This window comes from Streptomyces sp. PL-29 (assembly GCF_058344425.1).
The window spans coordinates 4,566,643-4,584,504 of the sequence record NZ_CP136996.1; the positions used below are offsets into that span (position 1 = coordinate 4,566,643).

The 17,862-nt window shown below is 70.4% G+C and carries 23 protein-coding genes and 2 pseudogenes; 11 read left to right on the top strand and 14 right to left on the bottom strand.

All coding sequences use genetic code 11. The features are described from left to right. Positions 1-24: 24 nt before the first annotated feature. The 3 genes from R4Z63_RS21155 to R4Z63_RS21165 all read right to left on the bottom strand — a co-directional run bounded on the left by R4Z63_RS21155 (position 25) and on the right by R4Z63_RS21165 (position 3,023). Complete coding sequence (locus R4Z63_RS21155; RefSeq protein ID WP_037919431.1) at positions 25-243, bottom strand: exodeoxyribonuclease VII small subunit; 219 nt, start codon at positions 241-243, stop codon at positions 25-27. Positions 244-335: 92 nt separating this feature from the next. Further along, positions 336-1,598 (bottom strand): exodeoxyribonuclease VII large subunit, encoded by a 1,263-nt coding sequence (gene xseA, locus R4Z63_RS21160; protein ID WP_384453032.1) that lies wholly within the window; start codon positions 1,596-1,598, stop codon positions 336-338. 33 nt (positions 1,599-1,631) lie between these two features. Further along, positions 1,632-3,023: an APC family permease gene (locus R4Z63_RS21165; RefSeq protein ID WP_384453029.1), complete on the bottom strand. Its 1,392-nt coding sequence runs from the start codon at positions 3,021-3,023 to the stop codon at positions 1,632-1,634. A 97-nt stretch (positions 3,024-3,120) separates the two neighbouring features. On the opposite strand from R4Z63_RS21165, the gene R4Z63_RS21170 reads away from it, so the two are divergent. Both R4Z63_RS21170 and ppgK read left to right on the top strand, forming a co-directional pair. Continuing rightward, the gene (locus R4Z63_RS21170; RefSeq protein ID WP_037919436.1) at positions 3,121-4,125 is read left to right on the top strand and encodes a 4-hydroxy-3-methylbut-2-enyl diphosphate reductase; all 1,005 of its coding nucleotides are present in this window, start codon (positions 3,121-3,123) and stop codon (positions 4,123-4,125) included. Between the two features lie 21 nt (positions 4,126-4,146). Next, entirely contained in the window at positions 4,147-4,893 is a 747-nt protein-coding gene (gene ppgK / locus R4Z63_RS21175) for a polyphosphate--glucose phosphotransferase (protein ID WP_384453026.1), read from the top strand. A 60-nt stretch (positions 4,894-4,953) separates the two neighbouring features. Here ppgK and R4Z63_RS21180 read toward each other — a convergent pair whose 3' ends face one another. Further along, complete coding sequence (locus tag R4Z63_RS21180) at positions 4,954-5,343, bottom strand: DUF6542 domain-containing protein (protein WP_236647565.1); 390 nt, start codon at positions 5,341-5,343, stop codon at positions 4,954-4,956. Positions 5,344-5,604: 261 nt separating this feature from the next. Here R4Z63_RS21180 and ychF point away from each other — a divergent pair, with 261 nt between their 5' ends. Continuing rightward, the gene (ychF, locus tag R4Z63_RS21185; RefSeq protein ID WP_037919440.1) at positions 5,605-6,693 is read left to right on the top strand and encodes a redox-regulated ATPase YchF; all 1,089 of its coding nucleotides are present in this window, start codon (positions 5,605-5,607) and stop codon (positions 6,691-6,693) included. A 120-nt stretch (positions 6,694-6,813) separates the two neighbouring features. On the opposite strand, the gene R4Z63_RS21190 is transcribed toward ychF, so the two are convergent. Together R4Z63_RS21190 and R4Z63_RS21195 are read right to left on the bottom strand one after the other, a co-directional pair. Further along, entirely contained in the window at positions 6,814-7,206 is a 393-nt protein-coding gene (locus R4Z63_RS21190) for a DNA-binding protein (RefSeq protein WP_384453021.1), read from the bottom strand. Beyond that, entirely contained in the window at positions 7,206-7,457 is a 252-nt protein-coding gene (locus R4Z63_RS21195) for a hypothetical protein (RefSeq protein WP_018845686.1), read from the bottom strand. The genes R4Z63_RS21190 and R4Z63_RS21195 overlap by 1 nt, the downstream gene beginning before the upstream one ends. A 247-nt stretch (positions 7,458-7,704) precedes the next feature. On the opposite strand from R4Z63_RS21195, the gene R4Z63_RS21200 reads away from it, so the two are divergent. The 4 genes from R4Z63_RS21200 to R4Z63_RS21215 all read left to right on the top strand — a co-directional run bounded on the left by R4Z63_RS21200 (position 7,705) and on the right by R4Z63_RS21215 (position 9,785). Further along, positions 7,705-8,367: an excalibur calcium-binding domain-containing protein gene (locus R4Z63_RS21200; RefSeq protein ID WP_282694126.1), complete on the top strand. Its 663-nt coding sequence runs from the start codon at positions 7,705-7,707 to the stop codon at positions 8,365-8,367. Positions 8,368-8,647: 280 nt separating this feature from the next. Then, positions 8,648-8,929 carry a type II toxin-antitoxin system Phd/YefM family antitoxin gene (locus R4Z63_RS21205; RefSeq protein WP_037919441.1) on the top strand — a complete coding sequence of 94 codons (282 nt, stop codon included), beginning with the start codon at positions 8,648-8,650 and terminating at the stop codon, positions 8,927-8,929. Further along, positions 8,926-9,180, top strand: a complete 255-nt coding sequence (locus R4Z63_RS21210) for a Txe/YoeB family addiction module toxin (RefSeq protein WP_384453016.1) — start codon at positions 8,926-8,928, stop codon at positions 9,178-9,180. Before R4Z63_RS21205 ends, R4Z63_RS21210 begins: the two co-directional genes overlap by 4 nt. A gap of 389 nt (positions 9,181-9,569) precedes the next feature. Further along, entirely contained in the window at positions 9,570-9,785 is a 216-nt protein-coding gene (locus R4Z63_RS21215; protein WP_384453052.1) for a hypothetical protein, read from the top strand. A 103-nt stretch (positions 9,786-9,888) separates the two neighbouring features. Here R4Z63_RS21215 and R4Z63_RS21220 read toward each other — a convergent pair. The 5 genes and pseudogenes from R4Z63_RS21220 to R4Z63_RS21240 form a co-directional block, all read right to left on the bottom strand. Continuing rightward, a pseudogene (locus tag R4Z63_RS21220) lies at positions 9,889-10,029 on the bottom strand (CPCC family cysteine-rich protein); the annotation flags it as partial. 254 nt (positions 10,030-10,283) lie between these two features. Next, positions 10,284-10,547 carry a type II toxin-antitoxin system RelE family toxin gene (locus R4Z63_RS21225; protein ID WP_030207783.1) on the bottom strand — a complete coding sequence of 88 codons (264 nt, stop codon included), beginning with the start codon at positions 10,545-10,547 and terminating at the stop codon, positions 10,284-10,286. Further along, the gene (locus R4Z63_RS21230; RefSeq protein ID WP_030774626.1) at positions 10,540-10,809 is read right to left on the bottom strand and encodes a type II toxin-antitoxin system Phd/YefM family antitoxin; all 270 of its coding nucleotides are present in this window, start codon (positions 10,807-10,809) and stop codon (positions 10,540-10,542) included. Before R4Z63_RS21230 ends, R4Z63_RS21225 begins: the two co-directional genes overlap by 8 nt. A gap of 834 nt (positions 10,810-11,643) precedes the next feature. Beyond that, on the bottom strand, positions 11,644-12,036 hold the full coding sequence (locus tag R4Z63_RS21235) for a PIN domain-containing protein (protein WP_384453011.1): 393 nt from the start codon (positions 12,034-12,036) through the stop codon (positions 11,644-11,646). Continuing rightward, positions 12,033-12,299 carry a hypothetical protein gene (locus R4Z63_RS21240; protein ID WP_384453008.1) on the bottom strand — a complete coding sequence of 89 codons (267 nt, stop codon included), beginning with the start codon at positions 12,297-12,299 and terminating at the stop codon, positions 12,033-12,035. Before R4Z63_RS21240 ends, R4Z63_RS21235 begins: the two co-directional genes overlap by 4 nt. 195 nt (positions 12,300-12,494) lie before the next feature. Here R4Z63_RS21240 and R4Z63_RS21245 point away from each other — a divergent pair. Beyond that, positions 12,495-13,189: pseudogene (locus R4Z63_RS21245) on the top strand (ATP-dependent helicase); the annotation flags it as partial. A gap of 229 nt (positions 13,190-13,418) precedes the next feature. Here R4Z63_RS21245 and R4Z63_RS21250 read toward each other — a convergent pair. After that, entirely contained in the window at positions 13,419-14,048 is a 630-nt protein-coding gene (locus tag R4Z63_RS21250; protein ID WP_384453005.1) for a DUF6000 family protein, read from the bottom strand. Positions 14,049-14,127: 79 nt separating this feature from the next. Next, a complete protein-coding gene (locus R4Z63_RS21255) occupies positions 14,128-14,427 on the bottom strand; it encodes a DUF3592 domain-containing protein (protein ID WP_384582983.1) in 300 nt (99 codons plus the stop codon). Positions 14,428-15,063: 636 nt separating this feature from the next. Between R4Z63_RS21255 and R4Z63_RS21260 the strand changes: the two genes are divergently transcribed. The 3 genes from R4Z63_RS21260 (at position 15,064) to R4Z63_RS21270 (ending at position 16,714) form a co-directional block, all read left to right on the top strand. Then, positions 15,064-15,672: an HdeD family acid-resistance protein gene (locus tag R4Z63_RS21260; RefSeq protein ID WP_037919461.1), complete on the top strand. Its 609-nt coding sequence runs from the start codon at positions 15,064-15,066 to the stop codon at positions 15,670-15,672. A 101-nt stretch (positions 15,673-15,773) separates the two neighbouring features. Beyond that, positions 15,774-16,154 (top strand): PadR family transcriptional regulator, encoded by a 381-nt coding sequence (locus R4Z63_RS21265; protein WP_384453001.1) that lies wholly within the window; start codon positions 15,774-15,776, stop codon positions 16,152-16,154. Beyond that, positions 16,151-16,714, top strand: coding sequence for a hypothetical protein (locus R4Z63_RS21270; RefSeq protein ID WP_384452998.1), 564 nt, complete (start codon positions 16,151-16,153; stop codon positions 16,712-16,714). The genes R4Z63_RS21265 and R4Z63_RS21270 overlap by 4 nt, the downstream gene beginning before the upstream one ends. A gap of 64 nt (positions 16,715-16,778) precedes the next feature. Here the strand turns inward: R4Z63_RS21270 and R4Z63_RS21275 are convergent, their stop codons facing one another. Beyond that, complete coding sequence (locus R4Z63_RS21275; RefSeq protein ID WP_384682756.1) at positions 16,779-17,855, bottom strand: SMP-30/gluconolactonase/LRE family protein; 1,077 nt, start codon at positions 17,853-17,855, stop codon at positions 16,779-16,781. Between the last annotated feature and the right edge of the window lie 7 nt (positions 17,856-17,862).

The following is a 17,862-nucleotide window of genomic DNA, read 5'->3' on the forward strand; positions in this document are numbered from 1 at the left end:
AAATGGCTCTCGCCGTGACCGGGATCACCCCTCCTCCGCCGCCTCGCGCGCCGCCAGCGCCGAGTCCAGCCGGGCCCGGGCCCCCTCCAGCCAGTGCCGGCACACCTTCGCCAGCTCCTCACCGCGCTCCCAGAGCGCGAGGGACTCCTCCAGCGAGGTCCCCCCGGCCTCCAGCTTGCGGACCACCTCGATGAGCTCGTCGCGGGCCTGCTCGTACCCCAGCGCCGTTTCGGCCTCAGCCATTCCCTGTTCCACCCTGTGTGTGTAGTGACGACGACGAAAGTGTGGTGCGACCGCGACCGCGACCACGACCACATGAGCGCGGCAACGGTCCGCTACTCCGCGGCGGCCGCCCCGTCCGTTTCCCGTCCCGCGGCCGCGGCGGCCGCCTCGGAGGAGACCTCCACCCGGAAGGTGCCCTCCGCGACCCTGGCGCGCAGCACCTCACCCGCCGACACCTCCTGCGGCGAGCGCACCACGTGGCCGTCGGCCCGCTGCAGCACGGCGTACCCGCGCTCCAGCGTCGCGGCCGGCGACAGCGCCACCACCCGCGCCAGGGTGTGGGCGAGCTCCGAGTCGGCCCGGTCCAGCAGGTGCCCCAGCGTGCGCCTGCCGCGCGCCAGCAGCGCGTCCAGCTCCTCCTCCCGCATCTCCACCATGCGCTGCGGGTGGACGAAGACCGGCCGGGCCAGGGCGTGCGCGAGCCCCCGCTCCTCCCGGTCGAGCAGGGAGTTCACCGCGCGCAGCCCGCGGCCCTGCAACTGGCGTACGCGCTCCAGCTCCTCGCCGACATCCGGGACCACCTTCTTCGCGGCGTCCGTGGGCGTGGACGCCCGCAGGTCGGCGACCAGGTCGAGCAGTGGGGAGTCCGGCTCGTGGCCGATCGCCGACACCACCGGGGTACGGGCCGCGGCGACGGTGCGGACGACCTCCTCGTCGGAGAACGGCAGCAGGTCCTCCACGCTGCCGCCACCGCGCGCCACGATGATCACGTCGACCTCGTCCAGCGCGTCGAGCTCCTCGACCGCCCGGACCACCTGCGGCACGGCGTGCACGCCCTGCACGGCGACGTTGCGCACCTCGAAGCGGACCGCCGGCCAGCGGCGCCGGGCGTTCTCCAGGACGTCGCGCTCGGCCGCCGAGGCCCGCCCGACCACCAGCCCGATCAGCTGCGGCAGGAAGGGCAGCGGCTTCTTGCGCTCCGGTGCGAACAGGCCCTCGGCAGCCAGGGACCGCTTCAGCCGCTCCAGCCGCGCCAGCAGCTCCCCGATGCCGACGGGCCGTATCTCCGTCGCCCGCAGGGACAGCTGCCCGCGCGGGGCGTACCACTCGGGCTTCGCCAGCAGGACGACCCGCGCGCCCTCGGAGACGACGTCCGCGACCTCGTCGAAGACCTGGCGGAAGCAGGTCACGCTCACCGAGATGTCGTGCGACGGATCGCGCAACGTCAGGAAGACCACCCCCGCCCCCGGCCGCCGCGAGAGCTGCGTGATCTGCCCCTCCACCCACACCTGGCCGAGCCGCTCGATCCAGCCCCCGATGAGCCGGGACACCTGGCCCACCGGCAGCGGCGCCTCCGCGGACGTATTCAGACCCATGTGCGCAGGCTATCCGGCGCCGCCGACAGTGCGTCAGGCCCCGGCGCCGGTGTCGCCCGGCAGGTCCCGCCGCCCCCGCTGGACGACGAGCACCGCCAGGCCCGCCGCCAGCCACACCGCCCCCACCAGCTGCGCCGTCCGGGACGCCTCGACGATCACCGCGACGGTCACCGCCGCCCCGAGCACTGGCAGGACGAGGTGCTTCCACCAGTGCGGCGGGCCCTCCCGCCGCCGGACCACGAACCACCCCACCACCGACGCGTGCAGCAGAGTGAACGCCACCAGCGCCCCGACGTCGACCACGGACACCAGATGGCCGAGCCCGTCATCGCGCCGGGCCGCCCACACCGCGGCCACCAGCGTCACGGCCGCCGCCACCAGCAGGGCGGCCCGCGGGGTGCCGTCCGAGGTCCGCGCCAGCACCCGCGGCAGCCGCCGCTCCCGGGCCATTGCGAACACCAGCCGCCCGGCCGCCGCCTGCCCCGCCAGGGCGGCGAAGGCCGCCCCGACCGCCTTGCTGATCGCCACCAGGTCGTGCAGCCAGAAGCCGACCGAGGACTCCGCCGCGGTGTAGAAGGCCGGGCCCTGCCGCGCCGGATCCGCCGCCAGCTCCGCCGCGGACACCGGCATCAGCAGCGCCGCCAGCCAGCCCTGGACGACGAACAACGCCCCGGCCAGCACCAGGCAGAACAGCAGCGCCCGCGCCACCCGCTCCGATCCGCCCGTCACCTCCTCGGCGAACGAGGCGACGGCGTCGAAGCCCAGGTAGGACAGGACCGCGACCGACACCGCGCCCAGCACCGCGGCCGTGCTGAAGCCCAGCGAGCCGTCACCGGTCAGCGGTGAGAGCCAGCCGCGCCGGGGTCCGTCCTGGACCAGCACGGCCACCGCGGCCACCACGAAGACCAGCAGCACCAGCACCTCCATGACCAGCACGGCGAACCCGACCCGTGCGGCAGCCCGCACGCCCCACAGGTTCAGCGCGGTGGTCACCACGACCGCCAGGGCCGTCCACACCCACCGGGAGACCCCCGGCACCAGGGCGTTCATCGCGATCCCCGAGAAGAGGTACGCGACCGCGGGGATCAGCAGGTAGTCCAGCATCGCCATCCACCCGGCGATCAGCCCCGGACCCGCACCCAGGCCCTTGCGGGCGTAGGTGAAGACCGAACCGGCCTGCGGGGCCACCCGCACCATCTGGGCGTAGGAGAAGGCGGTGAGGGCCATCGCCACGGTCGCCACGAGGTAGACCAGCCCGACGGCGCCGTGCGACCTGGCGTCGAGCGCGCCGAAGACCCCGACCGGGGCCATCGGGGCGATGAACAGCAGCCCGTAGACGACCAGGTCCCGGAAGCCGAGACTCCGTCGCAGGGTCGAGGGGGCCGCGGGCGCCGGGGCCCCGCCGGAATCCGTCGCGGACGCCATCAGTCCTCCGGGTGAGGGGTGGGACGTTCTTGCGGGACCCCCTCCGGCCGGCCGGTGCCGAACGGGCGACGTTCGGCCTCCGGGAGACCCCCGTACGATGGAGGCTATGACTGCTCCCGCCCCTGCGCCCGCATCCCGCCGTGTCCTGCTCGCCGCGCCCCGCGGCTACTGCGCGGGCGTGGACCGAGCCGTGATCGCCGTCGAGAAAGCCCTTGAGCAGTACGGGGCGCCGGTGTACGTCCGCCACGAGATCGTGCACAACAAGTACGTCGTCCAGACCTTGGAGCGGAAGGGCGCCATCTTCGTCGAGCGGACGGAGGAGGTGCCCGAGGGCAACATCGTGATGTTCTCCGCCCATGGCGTCGCCCCGGTCGTGCACGAGGAGGCGGCGCGCGGCAGGCTCGCGACGATCGACGCGACCTGCCCGCTGGTCACCAAGGTGCACAAGGAAGCCATCCGGTACGCGAACGAGGACTTCGACATCCTCCTCATCGGCCACGAGGGCCACGAGGAGGTCATCGGCACCTCCGGCGAGGCCCCCGACCACATCACCATCGTCGACGGCCCGCACGACGTGGACAAGGTCACCGTCCGCGACGAGTCGAAGGTCGTCTGGCTCTCCCAGACCACGCTGTCCGTCGACGAGACCATGGAGACCGTCGACGCGCTGAAGACGAAGTTCCCGCTGCTCGTTTCGCCGCCCAGTGACGACATCTGCTACGCCACCTCGAACCGGCAGGCCGCCGTCAAGGTGATGGGCGCCGACTCCGACCTGGTCATCGTCGTCGGCTCGAAGAACTCCTCGAACTCGATCCGGCTGGTCGAGGTCGCCAAGGACGCGGGTGCCAAGGCCGCGCACCTCGTCGACTTCGCGAGCGAGATCGACGAGGCCTGGCTGGAGGGCGTCAGCACCGTCGGCCTCACCTCGGGCGCCTCGGTGCCGGAGGTCCTGGTCGAGGAGGTCCTGGAGTGGCTCGCCGCGCGCGGCTACGCGGACGTGGAGATCGTCAAGACGGCGGAGGAGCACATCACCTTCTCCCTGCCCAAGGAACTCCGGCGTGATCTGCGGGCCGAGGCCGCGGAACTGGTCGCCGACAAGTAGCTCGTTTCGTACGGTATGTCCATGCAGATCTTCGGCGTGGACATCGGCGGATCCGGGATCAAGGGCGCTCCCGTGGACCTGGAGCAGGGCGCCCTGGCGCAGGAGCGCCACAAAGTGCTGACACCGCAGCCGGCCACCCCCGACGGGGTGGCCGGCTGCGTCGTCGAGGTGGTGCGCCACTTCGGCTGGGACGGGCCGGTCGGGGTGACCTTCCCCGGCGTGGTCACGGGCGGCGTCACCCGCACGGCGGCCAACATGGACAAGTCCTGGATCGGTGTCGACACGGCGGCGCTGCTCTCGGGCGAACTCGGCGGCCGGCCCGTCACGGTGCTGAACGACGCGGACGCGGCGGGCGTCGCGGAGATGACGTACGGCGCCGGGCGCGGGCGGAGCGGCACGGTCATCCTGCTCACCCTGGGCACGGGCATCGGGAGCGCGCTCTTCACGGACGGGCGGCTGGTGCCCAACACCGAACTGGGCCATCTGGAGCTGAAGGGCCACGACGCGGAGACCCGGGCGTCGGTGAAGGCCAAGGAGGACGGGGACCTCACCTGGGAGCGCTGGGCGCACCGGCTGAGCAGGTACATGCAGCACGTGGAGATGCTTTTCTCCCCCGACCTCTTCATCCTCGGCGGGGGCGTCAGCCGCAAGCCGGACAAGTTCCTGCCCCTGATCGAGGGCGTCCGCGCCGAGATCGTCCCGGCCAGGCTGCAGAACAACGCGGGCATCGTCGGAGCGGCGATGGCGGCGAAGGCGGCGAGCGCGTAGGAGGTACACGCAAGGCGGCGCACGAGGAGCCGGGGGAGGCCCTGGGGGAGCCGCCCTCGGTCAGGCGACGCGACGGGGGAGGCGGCGCCGGCCGATGAGCACGGCCTTGCGCACCAGCGCGATGAGGGCGGCGACGAGCGTCCCTGCGTACAGCCAGCCGGCGTGCAGGGACAGGGCGGAGACCAGCCCCATCAGCTGGCCGCCGAAGCCGCCGGAGCCGCCCGAGATGGGCCACACTCCGGCGGCGAAGGCGATGGGTACGCCGATCGGCGCGGTGATCAGGTCGGCCGGCCGCACCCAGAGCGCGGTCGCGGCCGCCACCGGTGGGAAGAGCAGCCCGTAGACGAACAGCGAGGAGTCGAAGAGCAGCCAGCAGATCCCGCCGACGAGCACCATGGAGGCGCACGCGAAGAGCCCGCCGCCCAGGCCGGTCAGCCGGGGGCGGGGCATCCGGCGCGCGGGCGCCGGACGCGGGGCGCCGCCACCCTGGGCGGGCACGCCCGTGGGCCGCGGGCCTCGGCGCTGGGCCGGGGGTCGCTGCGGGTGAGGGGCCGGTCGCGTCCTGTGTTGCTCCACCCCACCAAACTAGGCGGGAGGGCGGCCGGATCCGGGCCCGGACACGCGTACATCGACCGCCACTCATCGGAAAGTAAACTGTCCGCTGGCCCACTCCCGGGCCGCCGCCCCCTCCAGCTACGGGAAGTCGCCAACGTGTCGCTCACGATCGGAATCGTCGGCCTGCCGAATGTCGGCAAGTCGACCCTGTTCAACGCCCTGACCAAGAACGACGTGCTGGCGGCCAACTACCCGTTCGCCACCATCGAGCCGAACGTCGGCGTCGTCGGCGTCCCGGACCCGCGCCTGGCCGTCCTCGCGGGCATCTTCGGCTCGCAGCGGGTCCTCCCGGCGACCGTCGACTTCGTCGACATCGCGGGCATCGTGCGCGGTGCCTCGGAGGGCGAGGGCCTGGGCAACAAGTTCCTGGCGAACATCCGCGAGTCGGACGCCATCTGCCAGGTCATCCGGGCCTTCAAGGACGAGAACGTCGTGCACGTCGACGGCAAGGTCTCGCCGAAGGACGACATCGAGACGATCAACACCGAGCTGATCCTCGCCGACCTCCAGTCCATCGAGAAGGCGATCCCGCGCCTGACGAAGGAGTCCCGCCTCCAGAAGGACAAGGTGGCGGTCCTCGCCGCGGTCGAGTCCGCCCAGAAGATCCTGGAGGGCGGCGAGACCCTCTTCTCGAAGGGCATCACCAAGGGCACCGAGCAGGGCGACCTGCTGCACGAGCTGCACCTGCTCACGACGAAGCCCTTCCTCTACGTCTTCAACGTCGACGAGGACGAGCTGACGGACGACGCCTTCAAGGCGGAGCAGTCGGCGCTGGTCGCCCCGGCCGAGGCCATCTTCCTCAACGCCAAGCTGGAGGCTGATCTCGCCGAGCTGGACGACGAGGAGGCCCTCGAACTCCTCCAGTCGGTCGGCCAGGACGAGCCGGGCCTGGCCACCCTGGGCCGCGTCGGCTTCGCCACGCTGGGCCTGCAGACCTACCTGACGGCCGGCCCGAAGGAAACCCGCGCCTGGACCATCAAGCAGGGCGCGACGGCCCCGGAGGCGGCCGGCGTGATCCACACCGACTTCCAGCGCGGCTTCATCAAGGCCGAGGTCATCTCCTTCGCGGACCTGGTCGACTGCGGCTCGGTGGCCGAGGCCCGCGCCAAGGGCAAGGCCCGCATGGAGGGCAAGGACTACGTCATGCAGGACGGCGACGTGGTGGAATTCCGCTTCAACGTGTGACGTACCGTCAAAAACTGTGCCCGACCCGCTTGCTGGCAGGTCGGGCACAGGTGTCTGTCCGCGTGGAGTCCTTGCCCTGTGACGTGGGGCGGCGGCAGGTCTGGTCGGCGTCAGGCTGCCTCAGACCTTGACGACTTCCACGGAAGGGCCGCACAGGAGTGTCAGGTCCTCGGGGTCGGACGTGAGGACGGTGACCGGCCGGGGTGCGTTGCGCGCGATGACGGCGAAGGCGGCATCGATGGCGTACTTGTGGCCGTGGAGGTGATGGGCGCGCAGAAGCGCGGCGGCCTGGTCGGTGACCTCTTTGCTGACGTCGTGAACGTCGACGCGGGAGAGGACCCACTTGATGCGGGCGGGATGGATGCGCTCGTAGTCGGCCTCGAGGGTGGTCATGGCGCTGGTGGCGACGCGGACACCCTCTTCCGATGCCGCTTGGACCAGAGCCACGACGGTGCGGTCCTTGCGGTAGAGCTTCGAGAGTCCTTCGCTGTCGAGCAGGAGCGTGCCGGGCATCAGGCGGCGGCCCCGCCGGCCTGTCGGTGGTCGTGACGCAGCAGCGCCCGGGCGGCCTCGACCTCCTCGCGGGTGAGGGCTTCGTTGTCGGTCTCGAAGTCGGCGACGATCTCCCGGAGCTTGTCCATGGCGACCCTCTGTTCGAGAGCCTCGGCGACGTAGGCGGAGAAACCGCCAGGCCCGACATGGGCGCGTACGGCCTCGGCGAGATCCTCGGGCAGGCTGATCGAGTACTTCCTGCTACCACTCATGACGCCAATCCTACCGGCGGTGGTAACTCTTCGCGAGGTGGACGGCCTCACGGACAGACCGGTCGCAGTGGGTCGGCGGGGAGATGCGATCGACGTTCCACGGGCTGGGCTGGTCCGTGGCGAAGTCCACCCCGCTCAGCAAGAAGCCATCCCCTTCAGGGTCGGAAGAGTCACCAGGGATCGCAGGCGCCGCCGAATCAGGCGGCGCACACTGAGGTGAGTGCGATCCGCTCCGCGAGGTGATCCGATGCGCCGCATCCTGTCTGCCGGTTGCTCCTCTCTCCTGGCGCTGGCGCTCGCAGGGGCGGGTGGCTGTGGCTCCTCCGGTGAGAGGAAGGTGGAAACGGGTCCGACGGTCACGAGGGCCCAGACCGTCACAGCGGAGCCGACGCCCACTCCCACGCCGCCTTCCACCCCGCCGAAGCCGACTGCAGCTCCCACTGCTGACGCGGCCTCCACTGTCGAGGCGTATTTCGCTGCCATCAATGCGCGCGACTACCGACGAGCGTGGGACCTCGGGGGCAAGAACCTTGGCGGCTCTTACGAGTCCTTCCAGGCAGGCTTTGCCGACACCGTTCAGGACACCGTCCGCATCGTCGATGTCCAGGACGGCGCGGTCACGGTCACGCTCGACGCCCTGCAGGCGGATGGGACCGTGCGTTCCTTCGAGGGCACGTACGAGGTCAGGAACGGGGTGATTGTCGACGCCGACGTACGGCTGGTGAGCCCGACGCCGGAGAGCGCAGCACCGACAGTGCCGGAGGACACCATCCGCTCATATCCCCCGGGTCCTCCTGCGGGCGTTCCCGGCGTCGACTGCTCAGACCTTCCTGGTCCCGTTTGGGTAGGCCCCTCAGACCCTCACCGCCTCGACCGCGATGGTGACGGCATCGGCTGCGAACTCGACTGAAGCCCCGGACACCGGCAGCGTCTGGGTGCATGGCATGGGTACGACGCGGCCCAGCATCTCGGGCTACGGAAGTGACCAGCTGTCGGCGAACGCACTGGAGGCCGGTCCAGCGGCGCTTTCTCGGTCTCGGAGCCCCGGCCGGTCCGCAGCCAGTCCGCAGGACACCCGTAAACGGCCGGATGGGTGCTGGATCAGCTGAGCGACCATCAGTCATTTCCCCTCTCGGATGACACCAAGAGTGGTACGTTATTGAGTACCACTTGATGGGAGGGTTGAAGTCATGTCCATCACCGCGAGTGAAGCCCGCAAGGAACTGTTTCCGTTGATCAAAAAGGTCAACGAGAACCATGAGGCCATCGAGATCGTCTCCAAGCACGGCAACGCGGTGCTTGTCTCGGCCGAGGACTACACGGCGCTGCGCGAGGGGTCCTATCTGCTGCGCTCGCCAGCGAACGCCCGGCGGCTGCTCAAGGCGTACGAGAACGCCCTGTCGCACATCAACGTGTCGGAGCGTGAGCTGATCGATCCCGAGTCACCGGACGCAGGTGCGGGTGCCGCGTGAGGCTCGTCTTCGAGGATCAGGGCTGGGAGGACTACACGCCCTGGCTCAAGAACGACCGCAAGATGCTCGCCCGGATCAACAAGCTCATCGAAGATCTCAGGCGTGATCCGTTCACTGGCATCGGCAAGCCGGAGCCGCTGAAGTATCACCTGCCTGGGGCCTGGTCACGACGGATCGACGAAGAGCACCGCCTCGTCTATCTGGTGACGGAAAAGGAGATCGTCATTCTCGCTGCCCGGTATCACTACTGATCGGTGAGTGTCCGGTGTGCTGGGACGTCTCTCCCATGCGGGGATGGCCTACTTTAGCCTCGGTTTTCGCAGGGGGGATCCGGTCGCCTCGGCGTTCGCATGGCGCGTGGCGCTCATGGGCGCCATGAGTCTCCTCGATCGAGGCTTGGCTGGGGCGCCCCGGCAATACCTGGGAGTACTACCGCGAGTTGCAGCGTCGGGGGGCCATCTACCGCCCCGACCAGGACGTCTCCGATTGGATCCGTTTCAACCTCACCGCTTACCACCAGCAAGCGCAGGCCGTACGCAATCGCCTGGATCGTTCGAGTCGGGTGTGACTCCTGCTGGGTGAGTTCGCGGAGGGCCGGGGGCTGGACGAGAGGGTGGTTTCCGCCTTGCACGATGTGGCGATGTCCGGACGGGTGCGTCGTACACGCTACGAACGAACGGAGGACCTGAGCCTGCAGCGGGCCCAACGCGACCTGCGGGACCTGGTCGCGGGCGAGGTCCTGACACCGGTCGGCCGCACCCGTGCCCGCTTCTACACCGCCGGCCCCGCCTTTCCGGGGTCGGCTCTGGAAGCGGCCCGGACGCCGTTGGCGCTGGCTGATCCGTACACGCACTGAGAGCAACTCGCGAAACTGTCGAATCAGTCACGATGGGTGGTGCGGAACAGGCGCACTCAGGGCACGTGCAACTTGTTGCTCGCTCCGCTGCCCATGGCCGGCGGAGCTGGACCCCGTCCCAGGAGCAGATGGGGCAGATCTCGTACGAGCCGGGCATCGTGCTCAGCGCGGGGTGTCCGCAGCATGGGCAGGGGTAGCGGTCGCCCACCTGGGCAGTCTCCTTGCCGTCCCGCCGGTGCGTCATGGATTTCTCGGCCTCCGCCCGCCCGGCCAGTCCGCAGCCAGTCCGCAGGACACCCGCAAACGGCCGTCGGGAGCCAACGTACGCAAACCACGAAATCCCAGGTCAGGCCCCTGCGCGGGGCTCCGCCGCAGGTCAGGATCGGGCTTTAGGCATTCCGCTTCAACGTCTCATCGCGTATCCAGACGCGGCCTGACCTGCGAGGATGCAGGTCAGGCCCTTCTGCTGTCCGCGACAGTCCGCAGAACTGGGAGCAGCTACGTGTCGTAGACCGTGGAGCGGTGTCCGACGTGTACGACCCACACCACCAGCTCCCCGTTGTCGATCGTGTAGACGACGCGGTAGTCGCCGACCCGTAGGCGGCGGCGCTCGGGCTGGGAAACGAGTGCCGTGGTGTTGAAGCCGAAGGGGTCGCTCTCCAGCTCTGTCAGTTTGGCCAGGATGCGAAGCGCCATGTCACGCGGGATCTTGCGCAGTTCGGCCTGGGCCTCGGGCCGGAACACCGTGCGATAGTCACTCACTGCGTGCCAGCGTCTCCCTCATCACGTCCTCGATCGGGACGCCGACGGCCGGGCTCGCCATGCGCTCGTCGATGATGCGGTTGATCTCACGCTCTTCCCACTCCTGGTACTTGCGCAGCACCTCGATCGAGACCACGGCGGCGACCTGCTTTCCGCGACGGGTGATGACAGTGGGCACGTCGTCGCGGTCGGCCCGTTCGACGACTTCGGCCAAGTGGGCGCGTACGTCGCGGATGGACTCTATGGGCAGCGGCTGAGTCATGCCTCAAGGGTACCGAGTGTGCCATGTGTACACAACGCGATCGCATGCACTCGTCGCCTATGTACGGAGCCAACGGCTACGACGGCGGGCTGGGTGACGTCGGGTACGCGCGGCTCGACGCGATACGTGCCGTGAGGCAGAGGGAGACCGTGCCCACTGAACGGAACATCCGCACCAGTTTCGCCTTCTACCCGCCTCAGGGCGACGGCGGAGCATGGCGTGCCACTGCCGAGTGCCCGGAGAGGGCTCTGCGGGAGGCATTCCCTGAGCCCATCGTGGAGTACCGGATCTCGGCCATCCACAGCGTTCCCGTCCTCGATTTTGAGATCGAGCCGGCACCCGGCGTATGGATCGACGGGATGGCGTCGATGCCTCAGCCCGACTATGCCTATATCACCCTGACCGATGTGAAGGCTGGCGGAGCCGCTGTCTTCGCGCGGTGGCTCCGGGGCTCCTTCGTGCCTGCACCCCACCTCGTCTGGTTCGCGAGCAGCCTCGCTGTGGCGAACGGCGAGCAGCGCTGGTGGCCGCTGCCTGCCGAGGGGGCGCGACGAAGACATCGCCCCGGAGCTGTGCGGGCACCTCGACTCCGTCGAGACCCCGTAGGCCCGTCCGCAGACAGTCCGCAGGACACCCGTAAGGCACCGTCGGGCCCCAACACACGCCAATGGAGAAATGCCTGTTCAGGGCCCTGCGCGGGGCTCCGCCGCAGGTCAGGGGCGGGCCGCAGGCGTTCCGCTTCAACGTGTGACCGTATCGCCAGAGGCGGCCTGACCTGCGAGAACGCCGGTCAGGCCGCCCTGCTGTCCGCAGGAGTCCGCAGACCTTCGGAGGTCAGACAGCGCGGATGACGGGAGCGGGCTTGACGTCCTGGGCGTCGATGAGGGCGCGGATGTCGTACGGGTCGGAGGTCCAGATGATCGCCCCGAGACTGGCAGCCATGACGACGACGGTGGCATCGACGATGTCTGCGGTGCCGGCCTTGCCGCAGAGAATGCCCGCGGCCTTGGCGGTTTCGAAGCCCACGGGTGCGACCTGGCACCCCGCGAGGAACTTGCCGAGCCTGACCTGCCGCCGGGAGTCCCGCCATGCCTGGCTGACGACCACGGAAGGCACGTGGATGTCCCTGCCGTCTTCGAGAGCCAGGCTGTGGCGAGCCCACATGCGCCGGTCGTCGTTGTCGATGGCGATCAGCGTACCGGCGTCGTACAGGTAGGGGATGTTCACGCGGCCGATGCCCGCGTGCCGCTGAGGTACTCGGCATCGGCGTCGGCCATCTCGGCGCGTGCGTTGGCGAGCTCCTCCGGGGTGAAGGCGCCGTGCTCCGCCTGCCACTCCTGGATCACCGCCCGCCCGGCCCGCAGTCGCAGCTCTCGTTCGGCTGCTCCGGCGACGAGCCGGGAGAGCGGGATGCCCTCCTCCTCGGCTGCGCCGGCCAGGGCGTCCACCAGGGATTCGTCGAGAGTGATCGTCACCTTCTTGGTAGCCATACTGACACCATAGCGCGGTATGGCGGAGGTTGCGGCGAGTTTCGGTCGGTGGGGTGCCCTCGTGGGTCCGGCCGAGGAACTGCCGCGTCGTGGAGCTCGCCCTTGTTTCAGCGCTCCAAGGCCGTACGGGTCAGCGCGCCACTGCCGGCGGGGGTGGTGGGAGGATGCGGGGACTGCGAGAGAGGGGCGGGACGCGTGGCGCGTGGTGAACGGGACACGGTCGCGAGGGGAGCGCGACTCCACGAGGCGGCGCAGGCAGTGGCCGGTGACCACGCCAGGGCGGTCGAGGCGGGCGGGCGGTGCTCAAGCCGATTCACGACGCGGCGGTTACGCGGGAGCTCGACGCCATCCCCGTCGCCCGGCTGCAGGACGTCACCGAAGGACGCCTACGGCTGGGGAACGTAGAGAAGAGTGCCCCGCGCACAGTGGGCCGTGTTCTCGAAGCGGGCCCCTGCCGGTTGCGCCAGATTCCCGGCGGGGGACAGCGCACTGTCGACCAGATGCTTGCCGCAGTTCGTCGGCTTTCCGAGGCCGTGCACGAGACGGTGGCCGTCCCCATTGACGTGGATCGGCTGGAGCCGAGCACTACCGCACTCGTCATGGCCCTGCATGTTCTGGTGGAAGCGGGACCGGACACCCGGCGCGCGGTGGACCGAGCCGCAGCCTTGTCGGAACGACTCGGCGCGCTGTTGGTCGACGCGAGGCTCGCCGCCGGGCCGTTCAGAACGCTTCTGGCCGGTCAGGAGAAAAGGGCGCGCGCCCTGGCGGCGGTCAACGAGATCCGCTTGCTGGTGGAGGAGGCGGAACAGGCGGGCCTGCCTGAGCTGCTCGCCCAGGCATCGGTGGACCTGTTGCGCGGGTCCTCGTCCGACGTCGCGGCCTGGGTGGACTAGGTCTGCCGCGTGCTGGACGGGCGCGGGACGCCCACCTCAAGAATCGCGTTTGCGCAGGTCGGAGCGCTGTGCTGAACGTTCCGCCCGCTTCAACGTCTGATCGCATCAGCAAGGGCGGCCTGACGTGGGGAAATTCTGGTCAGGCCGTTGCGCTTGGCAGTGCGGCCCACGCCCGCTGTCGTACCTGTCGCCGGTACAGGGGGCAGGGGATGTCGCGCAGCTGCTGCTACGTCCGGGTCCAGCCGTTGGCGAAGTCGCATTGGAGGTCCGTCCAGCGGCGCAGCTCGGCGGGGGTGTGGCTGGGGTGGCCGAGGCGTCCCACGCCTCTGACCCAGTGGTCCCAGAGGCCGTCGGGCTCCGTGAAGCGGTCGGCGTGGTGGGTGCCGAGGCGGGAGTCGAGGCGGAGGAGGGCGCCCAGGGCGGCGGGCTGGTCGTAGTGGAGGTCGGTGCGGGGGAGGTAGTGGTCGAGGTAGGTGGTGAGGATCTCGGCGTCGGCGTGTGTGCCGAAGCGGGCTAGGGTGAAGCAGTAGGCGCTGCCGGAGTAGCAGACCTCGCTGGACAGGAGCAGGTTGCCGATGCGTGCTCGGAACCGTTCGCGGCGGTCGACGCCGATCAGCCAGGCGGCGGTGAGGCGCGAGCGCCATTCGTAGCCGAGGAGGGCTGTCAGTTCCTCGTCGGTGATCGCGGCGGCGTCAGCGATCAGGTGTCGGGTAAAGCGTGTGGTGTGCCACCACCGGGGGCCCAGGAACCGCCCGCCGTTCAGTACGAGGTAGCGCGGGAGGCCCCCGTACGTCCTCGTCACGTAGCTCTCGACCACATGGCCGTAGCCGATCTGCTCGGGGCGCTGGGACGGCATGGGCCACCTTTCCGGGTACAGGTCGATACGGTCGATCCGGGTGGGAACGACGAAGACGTGGGGCGACGGGCGTGAGGGGTCAGCGTGTGAGGGCCGCCGCGGCCGGGGAGACCGGCTCCTCCGCCGCGGCCAGGGTCCACCACAGCCCCAGCGTCGCGAAGAGGAACTCCATCACGCGCCGGTGGCCGTGCAGTTCGGACCGGCAGGCCACGAAATCGGGTCTGCTCGGATCGTAGGTGACGTCGACGCGGTCGCCTGCGTGGGTGGAGAAGAGCTGGACGGCCGAATCGGCCGTGACGACGGCGCCGTCGACGGTGGTGTAGCGGTAGCGGGGGCGGACGGTCTGGCTCAGGTGGTGATAAGCGGACCACCTCGACACCGCGGCGGCTGAGCACCACGAGCGGCCGAAGGAGGAAGCCGGCAAGTCCCAGGAACGTCAGGCCGAGGTGGAGGACGAGCAGGGACACCTGGGTGGAGCCGTCGGCCGCGGCGGCCGCTCCGACCGCCGGGCACCCGTACCACGCGGCCGCCGTCGCCCACCGGCGCTTTCGCGGGGACCGGCCGGGTGTCTCGACGCGTTGGACTTCCGACCGGGTCTCCGGGTCGCGGCGCGCGTACTCGACGGCCGTGGTGACCAGGCGCCGGAAGGCGCGCGCGGCCGAGGCGTTGCGGTGGCGCACCGTGTGCACGGTGGTGCTCCGGGACCCGTCGTCACCTTCCTCGCTGAGGTGAAGGTGCACCTGGGCCCAACCGCGGCTCTCCTCGACGTCCACGTGGTGCACGGCGCGCAAGGACGCCACGACCGTGGTGCCGCCCCGATTCACGCTCACCGTGTCGCCGTCGAGGCGAAGGCCGCCCCTGCCCTCGAACAACATGCTGTCCGGTCCGCTCACGCCGTCACCCTAGCCACCTGCGTGTGTCCCGGGAGGCTGGTGCGCCGACGGTGCAGCCGCGGGATGGGAAGTTCCGGAATAAAATGGGTGTAAAGGTACTCCAGGTGGGTCCGGGAGGCGTGATGTCCGTACATCCCGACGCGGCACCGCAGCGCGCGCAGCACGATCCCGAGGACACGCTCAACCAACTCGGGAGCTCCTGGCACTGGGCGCTCGGTGTCGCCCTCGCCACCCTGATCCCGGGCATCCTCGTGCTCGTCTGGCCGGACGAGACGCTGCACATCCTGGCCGTGATCATCGGATTGCAGCTCCTGGTGGCGGGCGGGTTCCGCTTCGTCGGAGCCTTCTCGCACAGCAACGACGCCGGAGGCAGCAGGCTGGCGAGCGTGCTGATCGCGGTCCTGGCCTTCCTCGCCGGCGTCCTCGTCCTGCGTCATCCGATGCAGACGATCGGCGCGCTCTCCCTGATCGTCGGCGTGTTCTGGCTGATCACCGGGCTGCTCACGGCCTACGTCTCGATCGCCGACCGCCTCCTCGTCCACCGGGGCCTGCTCTTCGGTCTGGGTGCCCTCGGCACCGTGGCCGGAATCGTCGTGCTCTGCTTCCCGGTGGACTCCGCGGTCGCCCTGACGCGCCTGCTGGGGTTGTGGCTCGTCCTGCTCGGCGTGTTCGAAGTGGTGATGGCCCTGGTGATGCGTTCCGCCACCCGCAAGGTCGCCGCGCCCAGGTAGGCCCCCAGGCTCCCCCGGGTGCCCGCCGCCCTCCCGCCGCCGTCCGGCCCCGGATCCCGCTACCTTGCGATGCAAGATAGTCGCCCACTATCTTGTGTCGCATGACAAAGGAGCGGTCGGCGACCGATGACCAGCGGCGCAGCCAGCTCCTGCGCGGAGTACTCGACCTCTGCCTGCTGTCGCTCATCGCCGAACGGCCCAGGTACGGATTCGAGTTCGCCGAGGCGCTCGCCGCCCACGGGCTGGAGCTGGTCAGTGACGGCAGCATCTATCCGCTGCTCGCCCGGATGGAGCGGGCGGGGCTCATCTCCTCGTACCGCGCGCCGTCCCCGACCGGCGGCGCCCCGCGCAAGTACTACCGGCTGACCGAGGCAGGGCGGGCCGAACTCGGCCGCGGCCGGGCCGATTGGCACGCCTTCGCCGGACCGGTAGGCCGGATCCTGACCACCGCCATGCCCTTCACGGGGGAGAACACGTCATGACGAACGCGCAGATAATCGCCGCCTGCCGCAGCAACTGGGAGTACCGCGGGATCGACGACGCGTCCGTGCGGGAGATGCTCGACGAGCTCTCCGCACACCTGGAGGACGCGGAGGCCGCGGGTCGCACCGCGCGGAACGTCGTCGGCCCCGACGTACGCACTTTCGCCGCGGCCTGGGCCCGGGCGCGCGCACCGTTCCCGCGCCGGCTGCTGCGCGCGGCCTCCCTCGGCTGCTTCATCGCCGGCTGGGTCCTCCTCATGCCGTTCCTGACCCGATGGACCACGCAGCTGGATGTGACCGCCGGCAACGTCGCCTTCTGGGCGGTTCTCGGCACGGTCACCGTCGCCTGGGAGCTGCGCCGGGGCAGTCTGGGCCTGCTGCGGAGCTGGCTGCTCGGTATCTGCGTCGCGCTGCCCGCGGCCATCCTCATCAGTCGGATCGCCGGCGACGCCACACTGTTCACACTGCCCCTGTGGGCGCCCCCGCTCCTGCTGCTTCCCGGGCTGCCGTACGCCGTCGCCGACGTACGGGCCCGTAGGAACGCCGCCGTCGAGGCCTGACGGCAGAAACCCGGGCCCCGGGTCCCGAGCTGCGGGACTCGGGGCCCGGGTTTCCGCTCCGCGGTCAGAGGCCGCGTACCGAGGCCACCGTGAAGGTGGTCGGGGTGCCCGAGCCGGGGTTCATCGGGCCGCCCCGGTCGAACTGCGAGCGGACCACCAGGACGCGTCCCGGGACGCGCGCCAGGGTCGTGGGGATCTGCAGGGACGGGTCCGTGATCGTACGGGTCAGCCTGGCGCGGGTGCCGTCCGCGCCGAGCCGCCACCGGGTCAGGGTGTTGGTGGTGTTGTGCGCCACCCGCAGCGTGCCGTCGGGGGAGAGGTCGAGGCCGTCGGCGGCCTTCAGGTCCCCACCGGTGAGGGTGACGCGGCGGACGGCGCCGGTCCGCAGGTCGACACGGTAGAGGTCGCCCGCCGTCATGTCGACGGCGAGGAGGTAGCGGCCGGTCCTGTCGGAGGTGATGCCGTTGAGGCTGAAGGTGCCGGCCGGGCGGGGGCGCAGGGCCGGGGTGAGGTCGTAGGCCTCGGTCAGGACGCCGCTGCCGGCGGCCAGCTGACGCGGGGTCACGCGATAGATCACGCCGCGGATGCTGTCGGTCAGGTACGCGGTGCCGTCCGGTGTCAGGGTCAGGTCGTTCACGAAGCGGGCGGTGGATCCCGCGGCCACCTCGAAGTGGGCCAGCCGGGTCCCGGTCGCGGTGTCGTAGACGGCCACGCCCGTGGTGGAGTCCGTGACCCACAGCCGGCCTCGGGCGTCGACCCGCAGGCCGTTGGCCGTGCGGCGGCCGTCGGTGCCGGAGGGCAGGAACACCTCGGCCGCCGCCCGGCCGGGCCGGGCGCGGTAGATGGTGCCGTCCGCGTACGAGCCGACGTAGACCGTGCGCGTGCGGGGGTCTGCGGCAATGCCCTCCGGGTAGACCTTCGCCCCGGGTAGGGAGAAGGCGGTGGAAATCCGGGCGTCGCCGCCCTCCGGGCCCGCCGTCCCGGCCGCTGCCGGAGTCGGCGCCGCTGCTCCGAGGGCGAACACCCCGGCCGCTGCCGCGACCAGGAATGACCTCGCGGCCTGCTGCTTCCGCCTCCGCCTCTCCTGCTGATTCTTCGCCGCCGGTGCCGCCGGTGCCTTCGGCATGGTCTGTCGCGTCATCGCATCC